The organism is Symbiopectobacterium sp. Eva_TO, assembly GCF_053848865.1.
In genome coordinates, this window is record NZ_JBSPEY010000003.1 from 33,576 (window position 1) to 49,315 (window position 15,740).

Sequence of the window (15,740 nt, forward strand, 5' to 3'; positions counted from 1 at the left end):
CGTCCCCGTGCCGGTGAACTTCACCACCCCGTCCGATACCGAGACCCAGCTGGCGCTGGAGGTCCAGTCGTAATCTGTGGCTTTCTTGCTGTCCTTCGGCACGATGGTGAATGTCGCCCCGGTAAAGCCGGTGGTCGGGAACGTCCCCTCTTCGCTGGTCTGTGTAAAGGTGTGAGCTCTAGGCTGTGTCCCTTAATTACATAACCTCTGGTAAAACAGGCGGATGCAGCCCAGTTTCAACATTGCCAGATAATTCCTCGCCGTTTTGTCGTAACGTGTCGCAATGCGACGGTATTCTTTCAGACGGCCAAAGCACCGCTCAACAACGTTCCGATTGCGGTAGGCGTCACGATCGAGCTTTGAACGACCATCCACCGCCATTTTTTCAGTGGATTTTCGGGGGATGACAGTTTTTATACCTCTTTTTTTCAGCTCGTTACGTAATACATGCCCGGAGTACGCCTTGTCAGCGAGTACCGCATGACCACGGCGTTTCATACTGCCGTTCTGGCGTTGAACTCCAATACCGTCCAAAAGACGTAGTGCAAACGGCTTTGTTGAATAAATAGAAAGTTTGGTTAATCATCGGATCAGATCACCATAGTTGTTTCAACATCAGGTCTCCATGGCAAAACAAAATTTTAAAATCACTAACTGGCCCTCCTATAACAAGGCCCTCAAGCAGCGCGGTTCTCTAACCGTATGGCTAGATGAATCAGCCATTGCTGCATGGACGGAAAAAACGACTACTGAACGGCGTGGACGACCGCTCCACTACTCAGATATGGCCATCACCACAGTCCTGATGATGAAACGCGTGTTTGGCCTTTCATTGAGGGCTTTACAGGGTTTTGTTGACTCGATTTTTAAACTGATTAAATTGTCGCTGCATTGTCCAGACTATTCGCTGCTCAGCAAGCGAGCAAAGACAGTGAACATCAGCATAAAAACGCCAACCCGTGGTGAAATCTCACATCTGGTCATTGATGGAACCGGCCTGAAGGTCTTTGGCGAAGGCGAATGGAAAGTCCGGCAGCATGGTGCCGACAGACGCAGGGTGTGGCGTAAGCTGCATCTGGCAGTAGACAGTGCGACGCATGAGATTATCTGTGCGGATTTGTCGCTCAGTGGTACGACTGATGCCCAGGCTCTACCGGCACTGATAAACCAGACCCACCGGAAAATCAGAGAGGCATCGGCTGACGGCGCTTACGATACAGGTTACTGCCATGATGCTCTGCTGAGGAAGAAAATAAGGCCGCTTATCCCGCCGCGAAGGGGGGCGCAATATTGGCCGGACCACTACCACGAGCGTAACCACGCTGTTGCAAATCAGCGCCTGAGCGGCAGCAAGGATACCTGGAAAAATAAAGTGGGCTATCACCGACGCTCAGTGGCTGAAACGGCCATGTTCCGGTTCAAAACGCTTCTGGGTGGTCATCTAAGTCTGCGTGACTACGATGCTCAGGTGGGTGAAGCCATGGCGATGGTCAAAGCGCTTAACCGGATCACGCTATTAGGAATGCCGAACAGTATTCGCATCACGTAACAATCGACCTGGGGCACAGTCGTTACAAGTTCTGATTTATTCAACAAAGCCAGTGCAAACTGACTTTCATGAGCCTGACCGGGGCTCAACTGCATATTCGCATCGTGATCGATCAGTGATTCGCATGACAATCGATCACGATTTCGCATCTAAGGTCGATCACTGATTCGCGTCGTATCGATCACTCCGGGACTTAACTCTTCTAACCTCCTCTCCGTTCGCAGTTTCTACTGAAATGGAGATAACGATGGCCAGAAAGAGAAAAAGCAGGAGTCCCATGGAGACTTGTCTTCAGATCTTCAAACTCAAATTTGAGTGCAACCAGTCTAATCGCACCATCGCCGCTGCTCTTAGGGTCAGCCCTTCCACAGTTTATGAGGTGCTCTCCCGTTTTACCGCCGCATCGCTGTCGTGGCCATTGCCTGATGCGCTCTTGCCAGAAAAACTGGAAAAGATGCTGTTCCCCACCCGCAGAATGCGCACCTCGGAGCTTATCGCGCCAGACTGGCTGTATATCGATACCGAGCTAAGACGGCCAGGGGTTACCAGGCAGCTGTTGTGGATAGAATACAGCACCGAAACCGGAGAAATGGCGCTGGGCTACTCTCAGTTCTGCCGTTGTTATCGCCAATGGAAGAAATGCCAGAAACGCTCGATGCGCCAGACCCACCGTGCCGGTGAGAAGCTGTTCATCGACTTCTGCGGGCCCACGGTGCCGGTATCCGACCCCGATACGGGAAATGTGCGCCGGGTCGCCATCTTCGTCGCTGTCATGGGAGCGTCAAATTATACCTATGCAGAAGCCTGCCCCGGTCAGGACATGATGAGCTGGCTGAATGCTAACAGCCACTGCCTGACCTTCCTCGGCGGCGTTCCAGCCCTGCTGGTACCCGATAATCTGCGTAGCGCGGTGAGCAAAGCAGATCGCTACGAGCCGGTCATCAACGACAGCTATCAGTCTTTGGCCTCGCATTACAGCACGGTAGTGATGCCAGCCAGACCCTACAAACCGAAAGACAAGGCCAAAGTGGAAAACGGCGTCCTGCTGGTCGAAAGGTGGCTCCTGGCGCGAATACGCAATGAAACCTTCCATACGATGCATGCGCTCAACGTCAGGCTCAGTGAGCTGATGACCGAGCTGAATAACCGGCCAATGAAAGGTTATGGGGGCCAGAGCCGAGCGCAGCGCTTTGCGCTGCTCGATGCGCCGTGCCTGCAGCCGTTGCCAGCCATGCCCTATGAATACACCGAATACCGTGCGGTGAAGGTCGCTCCTGACTATCACGTCGAATACGACCGCCACTGGTACTCCGTTCCCCATGAGCTGGTTGGTGAAAGGCTGTCGGTAAAAGCGGGTCAGACGTTGGTCCAGGTCTGGCATAAGGGCCGCTGCGTGGCTCAGCACCCTCGCAGCGATCGGCAGTACAGCCACAGCACGAATCCGGCACACATGCCGGTCAATCACCGCGGGCACAGCAGCTGGACACCTGAAAAGCTGCTGGATAATGCCGCGAGAACCGGCAAGGCGACCCGGCAGGTGGTGGAAGCGATGCTAAACGCGAAGAATCATCCTGAGCAGGCTTATCGGGCTGTTCTCGGCCTACTGTCGCTCCAGAAAAAATACGGTGCCGAACGGCTGGAAAAAGCCTGTGACAAGGCCTGCGGGCTGAACCATCCGGAAAGGCGTTTTATCGAGAATCTGCTGCGTCACAACAGGGAGGGCATCGGAGAAACAGTTAAAGGAAATAGAGAGTTACAGCTTCCACTGGAGCACGAGAATCTGCGTGGTCCAAAATATTACCACTGAAAAAGGGAGTCGTTATGACTGATGACCTGCTAACCAAACTTAGAACGCTGAAGCTGTCGGCAATGGCCGATGGCATGATACGCCAGCGTGAGGCACCTGGTACATACAATGAGCTGGGGTTCGCAGAACGCCTGGGGTTACTTGTCGAAGAAGAGCTACTGAATCGTGAAAACAGCCGTGTTGGGCGGTTGAGAAAGCAGGCACGGTTGCGCCACGGTGCAACCCCTGAGGGTATGTACTATCCGGTCTCCCGAGGGTTAAAGGCCGAACAGATGCGCGAGCTTCTGAACGGGCATTACATCACCCACAGCAAGAATATCCTGATAACAGGGCCAACTGGCAGCGGAAAAAGCTGGGTAGGTTGTGCCCTGGGCGAGCAGGCGTGCCGGCAAAAGAGAAGCGTTCAATACTGGCGCATGGGTCGGCTGCTGGATCAGCTTGAGCAGGGCCGACTGGACGGCAGCTGGCTTAAGCAACTGAAACAGCTTCAAAAAATAGAGTTTCTTATCTTGGACGACCTTGGTCTTGAAGTTATCACAACGCGGCAATGCAATGACTTGCTGGAAATAACGGAAGAGCGATATGGGCAAACCAGCACGATCCTTATCAGCCAGTTGCCGGTGGAGCAATGGTACGGAGTGATGGAAAACCCGACGGCGGCAGATGCCTTCCTGGATCGGCTGATCCACAACTCTCACAGAGTGGAGCTTCAGGGAGAATCATTAAGGAAAAATAGCCTGGCAGTGGAAAGCGCAGAAGAAACACGCTAAAACGATAAAAAAGTTAGGTTCCCGGGTGATCGATTACGATGCGAAAACGTGATCGACCTTAGATGCGAATCGATGATCGATCGCATGCGAATACGCAACCCAGGAGGTCAGACCAAAAAATATTGCCTTTTATTACATCGTAAAAGCCGAATAATTTTCTCAATTCCATAGGTGTATTGACGTGAAAAATCATGCAAACGCAAACAAAACGGCGATACATCGCGGTTTTGTCTCGCTGGAAATCATGGGGGCACTGGTGATTGTGGCATTAGCTGCTCTATTTGGCGCAGAGAAATACAGTGACTATCTGGATGAGCAGGAGTGGGTCGTCGCAGCGCGTCATGCCAGCCAGTTTAATGAAGCATCAAAGCAGTATATTGCTGACCATCGTGATGAATTACTCAATAACCCCCTGCCCTACCGTATTACCCCGTCGTTACTGATTAAAAACGGTTATCTGCAACAGGGCTTCGCCGAGAAAAATGGCTTGGGTCAGCAATACGTCACCGGCGTCGTCAAAAACAGTCTGAAAAACCCGCCCGCGCTACAGGCGCTCACCTGTAGCGTACAGGGGGATACCTTGTCAGAAAAAGGTGATGTAGCCCCCTGTAACACCAGACAGTAGCTGTATCTCCAGATAAGAGATAGGCTTAGATATATGTCTAACAATCATGCTAATTTTGAAATGACCGGGATCCTGTTAGGGCAAGAAGTCCGTAAGCGTAAAACTCCGCAAGAGAAAATCGCCATCATTCAGCAGACAATGAAGCCGGGGATGAACGTCGCCCATGTAGCCCGCCTGCATGGCATCCAGCCCAGCCTTTTGTTTAAGTGGAAGAAGCAATACCAGGAAGGAAGCCTCACCGCCGTTGCGGCCGGAGAAGAAGTGGTTCCAGCTTCGGCGCTGGCGACTGCCCTCAAGCAGGTCCGGGAGCTACAGCGCCTTCTGGGTAAGAAGACGATGGAAGTTGAGATCCTCAAAGAAGCAGTGGAGTACCGCCAGTCGCGAAAATGGATAGCGCACGCGCCCTTGTTGCCAAAGGACGGGGAATAGCTCTGGTCAGCCGCGCCATGAGCGTGTCGCGTGCGCAGCTGTCACTGCGGGTTAACCGTTCTGCCGACTGGCTGGACAGGCGCAGCAACCGGCGTAATGACGAAGCTGATGCTGAGATATTATCGGACATCCTCCGTATCATCAGCGACATGCCCAGTTACGGTTACCGCCGAGTGTGGAGTATCCTGGGTAAGCAACGTCGTGCAGAGGGACTTCCACCGGTGAACGCCAAACGGCTTTACAGGATAATGAGCGAGCATAACCTGCTGTTGTTGCATGATAAAACTGAACGTCCGAAGCGGGAGCATAAAGGCAAAATCGCGGTAGCAGAGAGCGATATGCGCTGGTGCTCAGATGGCTTCGAGTTCGGTTGTGACAACGGCGAGAAGCTGCGGGTGACGTTCGCACTGGACTGCTGCGACCGGGAGGTCATAGACTGGGCAGCGAGCACCAGGGGTTATGACAGTTCAACCGTGCAGCATGTGATGCTGAGGTCGGTGGAAAAACGCTTCGGTAGCGCGCTGCCGGATAAACCAGTGCAATGGCTGACGGATAATGGTTCAGCGTACACAGCGCATGAAACGCGGAAGTTCGCCAGAGAACGGAATCTGGAGCCCTGCACAACAGCAGTGAGCCGTCCACAGAGTAACGGCATGGCAGAACGGTTCGTGAAGACGATGAAGGAAGATTACATCGCCTTCATGCCAAAACCCGATGTGCGAACAGCGCTGAAGAACCTTGCAGCGGCGTTCAATCATTACAATGAAAACCATCCGCACAGTGCGCTGGGATACAACTCCCCAAGAGAATATCGGCGCCAGCGGGCATCGTTAACTTAAGATACAAAAGCTGTCCGGAGATGGTGGGTCAAGATCAAGTCGCTCAGATTCGTTTGGAGTTAAGCCGCCGTTATACCAGTGAGGCCGGATAGCGCTGTAATACCCCGTGATGTAGTGGATAATCGCGTCCTGGGCTTCGCTGAAGCTGTTGTAACCCTTTGTCGGCACCCATTCTGTCTTCAGGCTGCGGAAGAACCGCTCCATTGGCGCATTATCCCAGCAGTTACCCCGCCGACTCATACTCTGCTTTATCCGGCAGCGCCACAGGGCTTGCCGGTATTGACGGCTGGTATAGTGGCTGCCCTGGTCGCTGTGGAACATGACTCCTGTTGGTTGTCCCCGGAGTTCCCAGACCATCTGCAACGCTTTAACTGTCAGCGCCGAGTCCGGCGACGTCGACATGGCCCAGCCCACCGGTTTGCGGGCGAACAGATCTAGCACCACCGCAAGGTAAGCCCAGCATTTGCCCGTCCAGATGTAGGTCACATCGCCGCACCAGACCTGATCCGGCGCGGTAACCGCGAACTGGCGGTTGAGATAGTTCGGTATTTCAACGTGTTCATTGCCGCCGCGTTTGTATTTGTGAGCCGGTCGCTGGCAGCTGGCGATACCCAGCTCCTTCATCAGCTTGCCAGCCAGCCAGCGCCCCATTTTGACACCGGAGCTGCCGGTGACGATGGTCGCGATACTTCGAGCGCCGGCAGAGCCGCCGCTGGCGTTCCAGGCTTCCATGACGCGGCTACACTTAACCACGCGCTCACCGTCGGGTTCATTAGCGGAAGCCTGCCAGTGCCTGTAGCTGCTGCGATGTACCTCAAAAGTTTGGCACAACGCCGTGACCGGGTATCGCGCCCTCAGCCTGTCGACTACCGTGAACCGTTGAGTGAGTCCGACATTAAGAGCGCCGTAGCCTTTTTTAGGATTTCGTTCTCCATTTCAAGGCATTGGACTTTTTTCTTCATCTCACGCAGCTCGAGCTGTTCAGGGGTAAGAGGAAGTCCCGTTGGCGTTTTTCCCTGTCGTTCAAGGCGAAGCTTATTGACCCAGCGACTAATGGCAGAATGGCTGACATTAACCGCCTCTGCGGCCTTAACGTATGTGTAGCCGTGGTCGACAACCAGCTTTGCGGCTTCGAGCTTAAATTCCGCCGTAAAATGTTTACCCATGAGGTCACCTGTCGTGTTGATGAGGTGAGCATATCACCTCCGCTCAGGTGGCCAGTATCAGTGTGCCACTACACATCGCCGTACGTAACGGCTCCTCGTCGATTTCAACAATCTCTCTGATTTTGCTATAGAGGCTGCTTTGGACCTTTTGAGGATTGTTCATGCGTCGTCTGGTTTTTTGGGGGGCTCTTTGGTCGTGTTTTTGTCGATGAAGACGTCAAGCGATATCTATCGAGTTCATCTGTACAAAAAGGAAGGTCCATCAGGCTTTCAATAACATGAGGCGGCAAGCTTTTAATTTCATTTCCGTAGCGGCTTTGTTGAATAAATCAGAACTTGTAACGACTGTGCCCCAGGTCGATTGTTACGTGATGCGAATACTGTTCGGTATTCCTAATAGCGTGATCCGGTTAAGCGCTTTGACCATCGCCATGGCTTCACCCACCTGAGCATCGTAGTCACGCAGACTTAGATGACCACCCAGAAGCGTTTTGAACCGGAACATGGCCGTTTCAGCCACTGAGCGTCGGTGATAGCCCACTTTATTTTTCCAGGTATCCTTGCTGCCGCTCAGGCGCTGATTTGCAACAGCGTGGTTACGCTCGTGGTAGTGGTCCGGCCAATATTGCGCCCCCCTTCGCGGCGGGATAAGCGGCCTTATTTTCTTCCTCAGCAGAGCATCATGGCAGTAACCTGTATCGTAAGCGCCGTCAGCCGATGCCTCTCTGATTTTCCGGTAGGTCTGGTTTATCAGTGCTGGTAGAGCCTGGGCATCAGTCGTACCACTGAGCGACAAATCCGCACAGATAATCTCATGCGTCGCACTGTTTACTGCCAGATGCAGCTTACGCCACACCCTGCGTCTGTCGGCACCATGCTGCCGGACTTTCCATTCGCCTTCGCCAAAGACCTTCAGGCCGGTTCCATCAATGACCAGATGTGAGATTTCACCACGGGTTGGCGTTTTTATGCTGATGTTCACTGTCTTTGCTCGCTTGCTGAGCAGCGAATAGTCTGGACAATGCAGCGACAATTTAATCAGTTTAAAAATCGAGTCAACAAAACCCTGTAAAGCCCTCAATGAATCTATGGTCACCCCCATTTTTGCAACACTGATCTTTGATTAATGGTGGGTTTGCTTAAATCTATCCGGCGTCTTTATGGCCAAGGATGCCCGCGCCACGATGAGTTTCGCACCTGATATTCCTAAAAAGGCCATCGGCTTCATTGAGCCATTTTCATTTTTTGGTTTTATATCAGGCCGTCAGGCCGTTCATGTCATCAATAATCAGTCTTCGCAAAACCAGATGGGTAACTTCGTTAAATTGCTGACTGTTAGACCAGCATTACTGTTCAAACACGGTATTTCGTGTCGTTATTGCCCAAGCTATTCGAGCTAATTTATTTGCTAATGCACAGCACACAACGCAAGAATGTTTCCTGCCCAACTGAGACCTTACCCAATCAGCTAATCTCCCTGATTGATGGTCAATTCTTAGGATAAATACCCGCGCACATTGAACAAGCAATCGGCGAAGGTTTTTATCTCCACGCTTGCTAATACCCAGCAGAGTATTCTTCCCTCCAGTACTGTATTGGCTGGGTACAAGACCGGTGGAAGCGGCAAAATTACGACTGTTTTCATATTGCTTGCCATCGCCTAACTGTGATGACAAAACGCTGGCTGTTATCGGTCCAACACCAGGGATGGTCATTAAATGCTGGCCAGTTTCATCTAGAGAGAGTGCCTGCCCAAGTTCTCTTTCGAGCTCTGCTATCTGCCCAACCAAATATTGGTAATGATCGTGTAATCGAAGCAGCAACTGTGCCAGATAAGGTGGCAAGTCATTATCAGCCAGAACAGCTGAATGTAGTGGCACACTGATACTGGCCACCTGATCGGAGGTGATATGCTCACCTCATCAACACGACAGGTGACCTCATGGGTAAACATTTTACGGCGGAATTTAAGCTCGAAGCCGCAAAGCTGGTTGTCGACCACGGCTACACATACGTTAAGGCCGCAGAGGCGGTTAATGTCAGCCATTCTGCCATTAGTCGCTGGGTCAATAAGCTTCGCCTTGAACGACAGGGAAAAACGCCAACGGGACTTCCTCTTACCCCTGAACAGCTCGAGCTGCGTGAGATGAAGAAAAAAGTCCAATGCCTTGAAATGGAGAACGAAATCCTAAAAAAGGCTACGGCGCTCTTAATGTCGGACTCACTCAACGGTTCACGGTAGTCGACAGGCTGAGGGCGCGATACCCGGTCACGGCGTTGTGCCAAACTTTTGAGGTACATCGCAGCAGCTACAGGCACTGGCAGGCTTCCGCTAATGAACCCGACGGTGAGCGCGTGGTTAAGTGTAGCCGCGTCATGGAAGCCTGGAACGCCAGCGGCGGCTCTGCCGGCGCTCGAAGTATCGCGACCATCGTCACCGGCAGCTCCGGTGTCAAAATGGGGCGCTGGCTGGCTGGCAAGCTGATGAAGGAGCTGGGTATCGCCAGCTGCCAGCGACCGGCTCACAAATACAAACGCGGCGGCAATGAACACGTTGAAATACCGAACTATCTCAACCGCCAGTTCGCGGTTACCGCGCCGGATCAGGTCTGGTGCGGCGATGTGACCTACATCTGGACGGGCAAATGCTGGGCTTACCTTGCGGTGGTGCTAGAGCTGTTCGCCCGCAAACCGGTGGGCTGGGCCATGTCGACGTCGCCGGACTCGGCGCTGACAGTTAAAGCGTTGCAGATGGCCTGGGAACTCCGGGGACAACCAACAGGAGTCATGTTCCACAGCGACCAGGGCAGCCACTATACCAGCCGTCAATACCGGCAAGCCCGGTGGCGCTGCCGGATAAAGCAGAGTATGAGTCGGCGGGGTAACTGCTGGGATAATGCGCCAATGGAGCGGTTCTTCCGCAGCCTGAAGACAGAATGGGTGCCGACAAAGGGTTACAACAGCTTCAGCGAAGCCCAGGACGCGATTATCCGCTACATCACGGGGTATTACAGCGCTATCCGGCCTCACTGGTATAACGGCGGCTTAACTCCAAACGAATCTGAGCGACTGTTCTACATACAGTCTAATGCGGTGGCCAATATTAGTTGACCACTACAGAAGGCGTTTTATTTCAGGCGTCATTCTGTTTCCTCATCGGTATCATTTTTTCAAGGAATCTGTCGAACTCTTCTTCGCTCCTCAGCGGCCAGCGGATGCGGTGCCGCTGCAGCTCCTGCACCTGGTCGCCGGTGAACCCCGCGCGGGTCAGCAGGTCAGCCAGCGCGGCTTCCGTGTCTTCCTCATAGCCGGCAGCCGTGAGCAGGAACGCCTCCGGACTTTCGCGCAGAACGTGCAGCAGGCGCGCCGGCGCCGGCAGGGCGCGGAGCGCCTCGCCTGGCATTATGACTGCCTGCCTGATCTCCTCATTCAGACCGGTGATCCCCTCCGCCTGCAGCGCGACGTCCAGCTGGCGGTACCAGGTGTCCGTCCGGTCCGCCGGCGCGGTACCGTTTACCGTGCCCTCCTCCGGCGTGGCGCTCTCATTGATCTGCATCCGGACCGCAATACCTGCATCGTGGCAGGCCTGCAGCCAGGTGGCGATCTGCAGGGGATCGCCCGCCAGGCGCGTCACCTGCCCGGCCGCGCTCCACAGCTGCAGGCAGGTGGTACCGTCGAGACGGATAACGTAGTCGCCCCGGCACGCCAGGTGCCTGCGACCGTCCAGCTCCACCGGCCGGTCGTCAGCCTCATCAGCCTGGCTGCGCGGGACCAGGGGCAGAACCCGGACCTCCGTCGCGCGCTGCTCCGCCAGGACGCGCGCCTGTTCACCGGCCAGAAGCGGGGCGGCCAGCTCACGGCCGGCGTCCGTCAGCTCGACGGCCAGCTGCATGTTCGTGGCGCGCAGGGTGCGCAGCCAGCCCGCGGCTTCCATGCGCCGGCAGGAGGCGCGCAGGTTCGGCCCGTACACCGGGGCGTCCCCGCCCTGCTCCAGCACCCGCTCAATATCCCGCGTGGCCACCGGTCCCGGACGTTTCGCATCGAGGGCGGCCAGCACAATCAGCACCCGCCGCTGCAGTGGTGAAGGCCAGCGCGCATTTTTCACATCGGCCATTACTGCTGCCTCATGGTCTGATTTTCGTTAATCATCAGCATCAGGCGCTGCCTGTCCGCATCGATGACCCCCGGGTATGCTTTTGCCGCGACGGCCAGACTGGGCCAGAGTGACAAAACGGCATATGCCTTTGCCTGTTCGAGTTCCAGACCAGTGCTGTCGAGGATCTCCGTTCTGGCCAGATGCTTTCTGATTGCGGCTTCACATTCGCCTGTCAGGATGTCATAGGGGAGTGAAGTGTTCTGTTCTAGTTCCATCCTGCGCGCTCCGTCTGATGATGTCCGGTTATGTATAAAATCATACTCTGAATGATTAACTTCTCATTTTGTTAATATCATATCAGATATGATTTTATTGCAGTGTTAACCTAATCATACTCTCTGCCGCGCAGATCCGAATTCTATAAGTTCCGGATCTTCCCAGACCCCAACGGGGCGCAGCGGCCAAAAAACACAAGATGTGCCACTCTGTCAGCTACTTTTTCTCATATATGTTGTGTTATGCCTTCGTTCCGTGAGCCGACGCGCGGCGGCAGATATTGCCGCTTTGCTTATTCCCTGACCGTGGTACACTTCCGGAAAATCGTAAATAAACAAAAAATCGGATCTCACCGGAACGACCATTCGGTAATTTAAAGGCGTCGCTGTATGTCTGCTTATTATCAGGTAGGTGATGTTCATGGTAGGGAAAATAAGCAGGGTAATATTCAGGTGGGTGACTGACGCAGGGTTGTGCGCAGACAGATCTGTTGCACGTCATAATTACTCTGAGTGACTATTTAATTAAAACAATAAGGGAAGGCATGTGATTGATGAATAAAGATTAGGCCAGTGGTGCTTTCAGACGGTTGCTGTTCTCGCCGTGTGTCTGGGAGGTGCTGCTCTTTATTTTAAATATCATCCGGAGAGCCAGATCGAGTGCAGCATTGCCAGCTGCTACCTGCCGTCGGGCAACGTTGAGATCATCCCCCGCGACGGTCGCCTGGATGCGGTGAACACGGAAACCGGTATGACGCTGGGCGTGCCCGAACGCCATCCTGATGGCAGGGTCTTACTGGTCACTCACGGCGGCAGGGTCCGGGACGTAACGGACTGTCTCGGTGAGAATAAAGGGTGGTTTGCGCCGCGCTGGCCGGATGCTGCAGCCAGGCAAGGACAGTGACGGAATTTCTCAGTAAAGGAATGCTTATGTGTGATTTATGCAGGGCTGACGGGAATTACTTCCATACGGCAGAATGCGTGTATGACCAGTTGGTTCAGGAGTACCCCGTGATGTGGCTGCGGGATACCACCCGGATCGGCGCCTGCTACACCCTCCGTGAACTGTTGTCGCCGGAAGGGATGGTGCTGGCCATACAGAACGCTCCTCCGATGAAGGGATGGCGGCTGCGTATGCGATATAACGAAGCCACTGACGAAGTGATCGACCCGCAGCGCGGGGACTGTATCGAGCTGTCCTCCAGGGCGGACGCCCTGCTGGCCTTTCAGGCGTTCCGTGAAGGTACCGCTTCAGCCTGACCACCGGGATCACACTGCAGCATTTCAGCCAGTTAACAGGAAACCAGATGAACAGAACCGATGACGAACCGGAGACAGGAATGGACGATTTTGCAATAGCCTTACGCACCATGCGCAAGTACGGCAGTAATATCATCACCGCCACGCAGTTTATGGATGTTAATGCTTACGTGAAATCCGACCCGCGGATGCCAAGAACGCGGCTGCGCCGCTACCTGGGGCAGTACGGCCTGCGCGGTGAGGCGCTGAGCAGGGAGGTCAGACGCATCGTTCTGGGACCTGAGCGACGCGATAACACGCTGAAGGCCGGGATTTACTATACGTGGCCCTATGGCTGGGAGCCTGCGGATTTTACGCCGATGATGCGCCGTATTTTTCGCGGAAAGCGGACCCGTCATGTGATGATGTTTGATGAAATGCCAGAGTTGTTTAGCAAACGAGGATAAGCCGGAATGAACCATGACCCAGTGGCTGCCCGGGCAGCAGGTGAGATCATTGAGCTGCTGACGCTGTGCCAGCAGCTGCAGTCTGAAAAGGACGGCCGGGAACGGCCGGAGCCCGGAGCATATTCCCGCGATGAGGATGCGTTTGCCGATCGTATCCGTTCCGCATGCGGTCACGCCCTGCAGCTGCGTCGGCTGCTGCCGACGACGACGACCCTGAGCGCCATTGGCGCCGAGATGGAACGCCGGGGGGAAATCAGTTTGCTCCCGGGCGAAGATTACGCGCAGAAGGCACTGGTACGACTTACAGAGCAATACCTGTCCACTAAGGACAACAAACAATGATGCCGGCAGTACCAGGCCAGGGCGTTTCGTTTTCCGCCGCGCAGCTGCCGGTGACCATCGACTACCCTGCCGCACTGGCCCTGCGCCAGATGGCTCTCGTTCAGGACGAACTGCCGAAATACCTGCTGGCGCCGGAAGTGAGCGCCCTGCTCCACTATGTGCCCGATCTCCACCGCAAGATGCTGCTGGCAACCCTTTGGAACACCGGCGCGCGCATTAACGAGGCGCTGGCGCTGACCCGGAGTGATTTTTCCCTGGCGCCGCCCTACCCGTTCGTGCAGCTGGCCACACTCAAACAAAGGACTGAAAAAGCCGCCAGAACGGCCGGCCGTACGCCCGCCGGCAGTCAGGCTCACCGGCTGGTACCGCTTTCTGATGCGAACTATGTCGGTCAGCTGGAGATGATGGTGGCCACGCTGAAAATCCCACTGGAGCGGCGCAATAAGCGCACCGGCAGAACCGAGAAGGCGCGAATCTGGGATATTACTGACCGTACCGTCCGCACCTGGCTCAGCGAAGCGGTGGAGGCTGCGGCGGCCGACGGGGTGACATTCTCAGTACCGGTTACCCCGCACACATTCCGACACAGTTACGCGATGCACATGCTGTATGCCGGTATACCGCTTAAGGTGCTGCAGAGCCTCATGGGGCATAAGAGCATTAGCTCGACGGAGGTGTATACCAGGGTGTTTGCGCTCGATGTCGCAGCAAGGCACAGGGTACAGTTTCAGATGCCGGGTGCTGATGCGGTGGCTATGCTCAAAGGGGGGTCATAGCACGCCATGGTTTCATGGTAACCGAGATACCCTATCCCCTCATTTAAAGTAGTCATAGAGCGATCGATTATTTCAATGAATCTCAAATCTGCGTATCCATGGGATATCCCTTGGATACTTTTATTATATTTCTAGGATACCTAAAAACCATTGACTCATAACTAGCTATAGGTTAAAAAGGGTACGTTTAGTACATCCATCGGATATCCCATGAATATCTAAAAGGGGTTAGATGGGTATCAATAGAGGATAAAAGGGATATATCATGCCAATCATTGCTAATGCTCACCCAAAAGGCGGTGCCGGTAAAACCACTTCATCAGTTAATCTGATAGGAGAATTGGAAACAGATGCTGTGGACCTTGATACGCATACCGGGCTTTCAATCATTCTTGGACTACGTCCAACGGGTAAAGAGATCTCCGTTAAGGTTCCAAATACCGTAGAAGAGCTGGTTGAGATAATGACCCCTTACAAAAACAGCGATAAAACGTTGTTTATAGATTGCGGAGGTTTCGACTCAGATCTAACCCGTACCGCAGTGGCATTCGCAGATTGTGTCATCGTGCCATCTAAAGACTCTCTTACAGAACGAATTGGGCTCATGCACTTTGATGCCGTTCTCGATGAAATCAGTGCAATTATGGAAACTGATATAACCGTCAATCTTTATCTGTGCAAGGTTAACCCAAACAAGAAGAGCTTCCCAAAACTGAAGGCGCTACTCCCTTCCTTAAAACACGTGAAGTTGATGAATAGTCGTATATCTACACGTACCGAATTTGAAGAAGTTATCGAAAGCGGAATGGGGATAACCGAAACCGTGCATGGGCGAGCCACTCCGGGCGGCAAAGAAGTCATAGCCTTAGTCCAAGAAATTAAGCAGTTGTTAGCCGGTAAAAATTGAAACTTGGATATCTAATAAATATCCATAAGATATTATATTTGTATCCAATGGGCATTCATTGAATCCCCTAAGAACATCCTGAGAAAAATTATGAGCAGAAATAAATTTAACGAACAGGCAGAGAAACTCAAAAGCTTAGTTGGATCAGCTCGGCTACAAACATCTGCACCGGTTGCTGTTACGAATGATGCTGCCAAAGTAGGTGAGAGTTTTGGCTCAGAAGCGAATGTAGATGCTGAAAAAACTACTCTGGTCGCAGAACGTCCTGAGCAAGCCAAGACTAAGGCTAAAAATCTCAAGGCCATTCCTCTTACATACTTTGAGGCCCATGCTGAACTAAAGGCTACCAGTAAAACGTCTTTGGACTTCAGCTCATATATCATTGAAGCCATCAGGGAGAAATTCGAGAGAGATGGTGCTATTGGCAAGTAGCTGAGATATCCAAAAGATATT

Annotated in this window: 16 protein-coding genes and 3 pseudogenes; 13 read left to right on the forward strand and 6 right to left on the reverse strand. The window is 53.5% G+C overall.

Annotation, left to right across the window (positions count from 1 at the left end; genetic code table 11):
• Window positions 1–192 precede the first annotated feature (192 nt).
• Window positions 193–549, reverse strand: a pseudogene (locus ACWWJF_RS01540) (IS5 family transposase); the annotation flags it as partial.
• A 76-nt stretch (window positions 550–625) separates the two neighbouring features.
• Here ACWWJF_RS01540 and ACWWJF_RS01545 point away from each other — a divergent pair.
• The 5 genes from ACWWJF_RS01545 to ACWWJF_RS01565 all read left to right on the forward strand — a co-directional run bounded on the left by ACWWJF_RS01545 (window position 626) and on the right by ACWWJF_RS01565 (window position 6,019).
• Entirely contained in the window at window positions 626–1,549 is a 924-nt protein-coding gene (locus ACWWJF_RS01545) for an IS5 family transposase (protein WP_455868525.1), read from the forward strand.
• Window positions 1,550–1,826: 277 nt separating this feature from the next.
• Window positions 1,827–3,356 (forward strand): IS21 family transposase, encoded by a 1,530-nt coding sequence (istA, locus tag ACWWJF_RS01550; RefSeq protein ID WP_455868471.1) that lies wholly within the window; start codon window positions 1,827–1,829, stop codon window positions 3,354–3,356.
• A 14-nt stretch (window positions 3,357–3,370) separates the two neighbouring features.
• On the forward strand, window positions 3,371–4,126 hold the full coding sequence (gene istB / locus ACWWJF_RS01555) for an IS21-like element helper ATPase IstB (protein ID WP_455868472.1): 756 nt from the start codon (window positions 3,371–3,373) through the stop codon (window positions 4,124–4,126).
• A gap of 181 nt (window positions 4,127–4,307) precedes the next feature.
• On the forward strand, window positions 4,308–4,751 hold the full coding sequence (pilV, locus tag ACWWJF_RS01560; RefSeq protein WP_455868473.1) for a shufflon system plasmid conjugative transfer pilus tip adhesin PilV: 444 nt from the start codon (window positions 4,308–4,310) through the stop codon (window positions 4,749–4,751).
• A gap of 60 nt (window positions 4,752–4,811) precedes the next feature.
• Window positions 4,812–6,019 (forward strand): IS3 family transposase gene (locus ACWWJF_RS01565; protein WP_455868527.1). Its coding sequence is split into 2 segments (ribosomal slippage): window positions 4,812–5,133 and window positions 5,133–6,019, totalling 1,209 coding nucleotides; the frame shifts between segments, so codons are not numbered across the junction.
• Here ACWWJF_RS01565 and ACWWJF_RS01570 read toward each other — a convergent pair.
• A protein-coding gene (locus ACWWJF_RS01570; RefSeq protein WP_455868474.1) for an IS3 family transposase occupies window positions 6,011–7,185 on the reverse strand; the annotation gives its coding sequence in 2 pieces (ribosomal slippage) (window positions 6,011–6,939 and window positions 6,939–7,185; 1,176 coding nt in all). The genes ACWWJF_RS01565 and ACWWJF_RS01570 overlap by 9 nt on opposite strands.
• A gap of 364 nt (window positions 7,186–7,549) precedes the next feature.
• A pseudogene (locus tag ACWWJF_RS01575) lies at window positions 7,550–8,269 on the reverse strand (IS5 family transposase); the annotation flags it as partial.
• Between the two features lie 76 nt (window positions 8,270–8,345).
• Between ACWWJF_RS01575 and ACWWJF_RS01580 the strand changes: the two are divergent.
• Complete coding sequence (locus ACWWJF_RS01580) at window positions 8,346–8,585, forward strand: hypothetical protein (protein WP_455868475.1); 240 nt, start codon at window positions 8,346–8,348, stop codon at window positions 8,583–8,585.
• Here ACWWJF_RS01580 and ACWWJF_RS01585 read toward each other — a convergent pair.
• Window positions 8,532–9,050, reverse strand: a pseudogene (locus ACWWJF_RS01585) (IS110 family RNA-guided transposase); the annotation flags it as partial. The gene ACWWJF_RS01580 and the pseudogene ACWWJF_RS01585 sit on opposite strands and share 54 nt — an antisense overlap.
• Before the next feature lie 77 nt (window positions 9,051–9,127).
• Here ACWWJF_RS01585 and ACWWJF_RS01590 point away from each other — a divergent pair.
• Window positions 9,128–10,296 (forward strand): IS3 family transposase gene (locus ACWWJF_RS01590; protein WP_455868476.1). Its coding sequence is split into 2 segments (ribosomal slippage): window positions 9,128–9,383 and window positions 9,383–10,296, totalling 1,170 coding nucleotides; the frame shifts between segments, so codons are not numbered across the junction.
• Window positions 10,297–10,318: 22 nt separating this feature from the next.
• On the opposite strand, the gene ACWWJF_RS01595 is transcribed toward ACWWJF_RS01590, so the two are convergent.
• Window positions 10,319–11,299 carry a hypothetical protein gene (locus ACWWJF_RS01595; protein ID WP_455868477.1) on the reverse strand — a complete coding sequence of 327 codons (981 nt, stop codon included), beginning with the start codon at window positions 11,297–11,299 and terminating at the stop codon, window positions 10,319–10,321.
• Window positions 11,299–11,556, reverse strand: a complete 258-nt coding sequence (locus ACWWJF_RS01600; protein ID WP_455868478.1) for a hypothetical protein — start codon at window positions 11,554–11,556, stop codon at window positions 11,299–11,301. Before ACWWJF_RS01600 ends, ACWWJF_RS01595 begins: the two co-directional genes overlap by 1 nt.
• A gap of 930 nt (window positions 11,557–12,486) precedes the next feature.
• Here ACWWJF_RS01600 and ACWWJF_RS01605 point away from each other — a divergent pair.
• The 6 genes from ACWWJF_RS01605 to ACWWJF_RS01630 all read left to right on the forward strand — a co-directional run bounded on the left by ACWWJF_RS01605 (window position 12,487) and on the right by ACWWJF_RS01630 (window position 15,719).
• Window positions 12,487–12,816 (forward strand): hypothetical protein, encoded by a 330-nt coding sequence (locus tag ACWWJF_RS01605; protein WP_455868528.1) that lies wholly within the window; start codon window positions 12,487–12,489, stop codon window positions 12,814–12,816.
• Window positions 12,817–12,863: 47 nt separating this feature from the next.
• The gene (locus ACWWJF_RS01610; RefSeq protein WP_455868479.1) at window positions 12,864–13,262 is read left to right on the forward strand and encodes a hypothetical protein; all 399 of its coding nucleotides are present in this window, start codon (window positions 12,864–12,866) and stop codon (window positions 13,260–13,262) included.
• A 6-nt stretch (window positions 13,263–13,268) separates the two neighbouring features.
• On the forward strand, window positions 13,269–13,604 hold the full coding sequence (locus ACWWJF_RS01615; RefSeq protein WP_455868480.1) for a hypothetical protein: 336 nt from the start codon (window positions 13,269–13,271) through the stop codon (window positions 13,602–13,604).
• Window positions 13,601–14,380, forward strand: coding sequence for a site-specific integrase (locus tag ACWWJF_RS01620; protein WP_455868481.1), 780 nt, complete (start codon window positions 13,601–13,603; stop codon window positions 14,378–14,380). Before ACWWJF_RS01615 ends, ACWWJF_RS01620 begins: the two co-directional genes overlap by 4 nt.
• Window positions 14,381–14,645: 265 nt before the next feature.
• Window positions 14,646–15,287, forward strand: a complete 642-nt coding sequence (locus tag ACWWJF_RS01625) for a ParA family protein (RefSeq protein ID WP_455868482.1) — start codon at window positions 14,646–14,648, stop codon at window positions 15,285–15,287.
• Window positions 15,288–15,377: 90 nt separating this feature from the next.
• The gene (locus tag ACWWJF_RS01630) at window positions 15,378–15,719 is read left to right on the forward strand and encodes a molecular chaperone GroEL (RefSeq protein WP_455868483.1); all 342 of its coding nucleotides are present in this window, start codon (window positions 15,378–15,380) and stop codon (window positions 15,717–15,719) included.
• Window positions 15,720–15,740: the final 21 nt, after the last annotated feature.

What these genes read in the sequence shown, in the direction of transcription:
- ACWWJF_RS01620 (WP_455868481.1), top strand. Translation starts at nt 13,601, where the DNA reads ATGATGCCGGCAGTACCAGGCCAGGGCGTTTCGTTTTCCGCCGCGCAG.
- istB (WP_455868472.1), top strand. Translation starts at nt 3,371, where the DNA reads ATGACTGATGACCTGCTAACCAAACTTAGAACGCTGAAGCTGTCGGCA.
- istA (WP_455868471.1), top strand. Translation starts at nt 1,827, where the DNA reads ATGGAGACTTGTCTTCAGATCTTCAAACTCAAATTTGAGTGCAACCAG.
- ACWWJF_RS01610 (WP_455868479.1), top strand. Translation starts at nt 12,864, where the DNA reads ATGAACAGAACCGATGACGAACCGGAGACAGGAATGGACGATTTTGCA.
- ACWWJF_RS01630 (WP_455868483.1), top strand. Translation starts at nt 15,378, where the DNA reads ATGAGCAGAAATAAATTTAACGAACAGGCAGAGAAACTCAAAAGCTTA.
- ACWWJF_RS01545 (WP_455868525.1), top strand. Translation starts at nt 626, where the DNA reads ATGGCAAAACAAAATTTTAAAATCACTAACTGGCCCTCCTATAACAAG.
- ACWWJF_RS01625 (WP_455868482.1), top strand. Translation starts at nt 14,646, where the DNA reads ATGCCAATCATTGCTAATGCTCACCCAAAAGGCGGTGCCGGTAAAACC.
- ACWWJF_RS01615 (WP_455868480.1), top strand. Translation starts at nt 13,269, where the DNA reads ATGAACCATGACCCAGTGGCTGCCCGGGCAGCAGGTGAGATCATTGAG.
- ACWWJF_RS01600 (WP_455868478.1), bottom strand. Translation starts at nt 11,556, where the DNA reads ATGGAACTAGAACAGAACACTTCACTCCCCTATGACATCCTGACAGGC.
- ACWWJF_RS01605 (WP_455868528.1), top strand. Translation starts at nt 12,487, where the DNA reads ATGTGTGATTTATGCAGGGCTGACGGGAATTACTTCCATACGGCAGAA.
- ACWWJF_RS01595 (WP_455868477.1), bottom strand. Translation starts at nt 11,299, where the DNA reads ATGGCCGATGTGAAAAATGCGCGCTGGCCTTCACCACTGCAGCGGCGG.
- ACWWJF_RS01580 (WP_455868475.1), top strand. Translation starts at nt 8,346, where the DNA reads ATGGCCAAGGATGCCCGCGCCACGATGAGTTTCGCACCTGATATTCCT.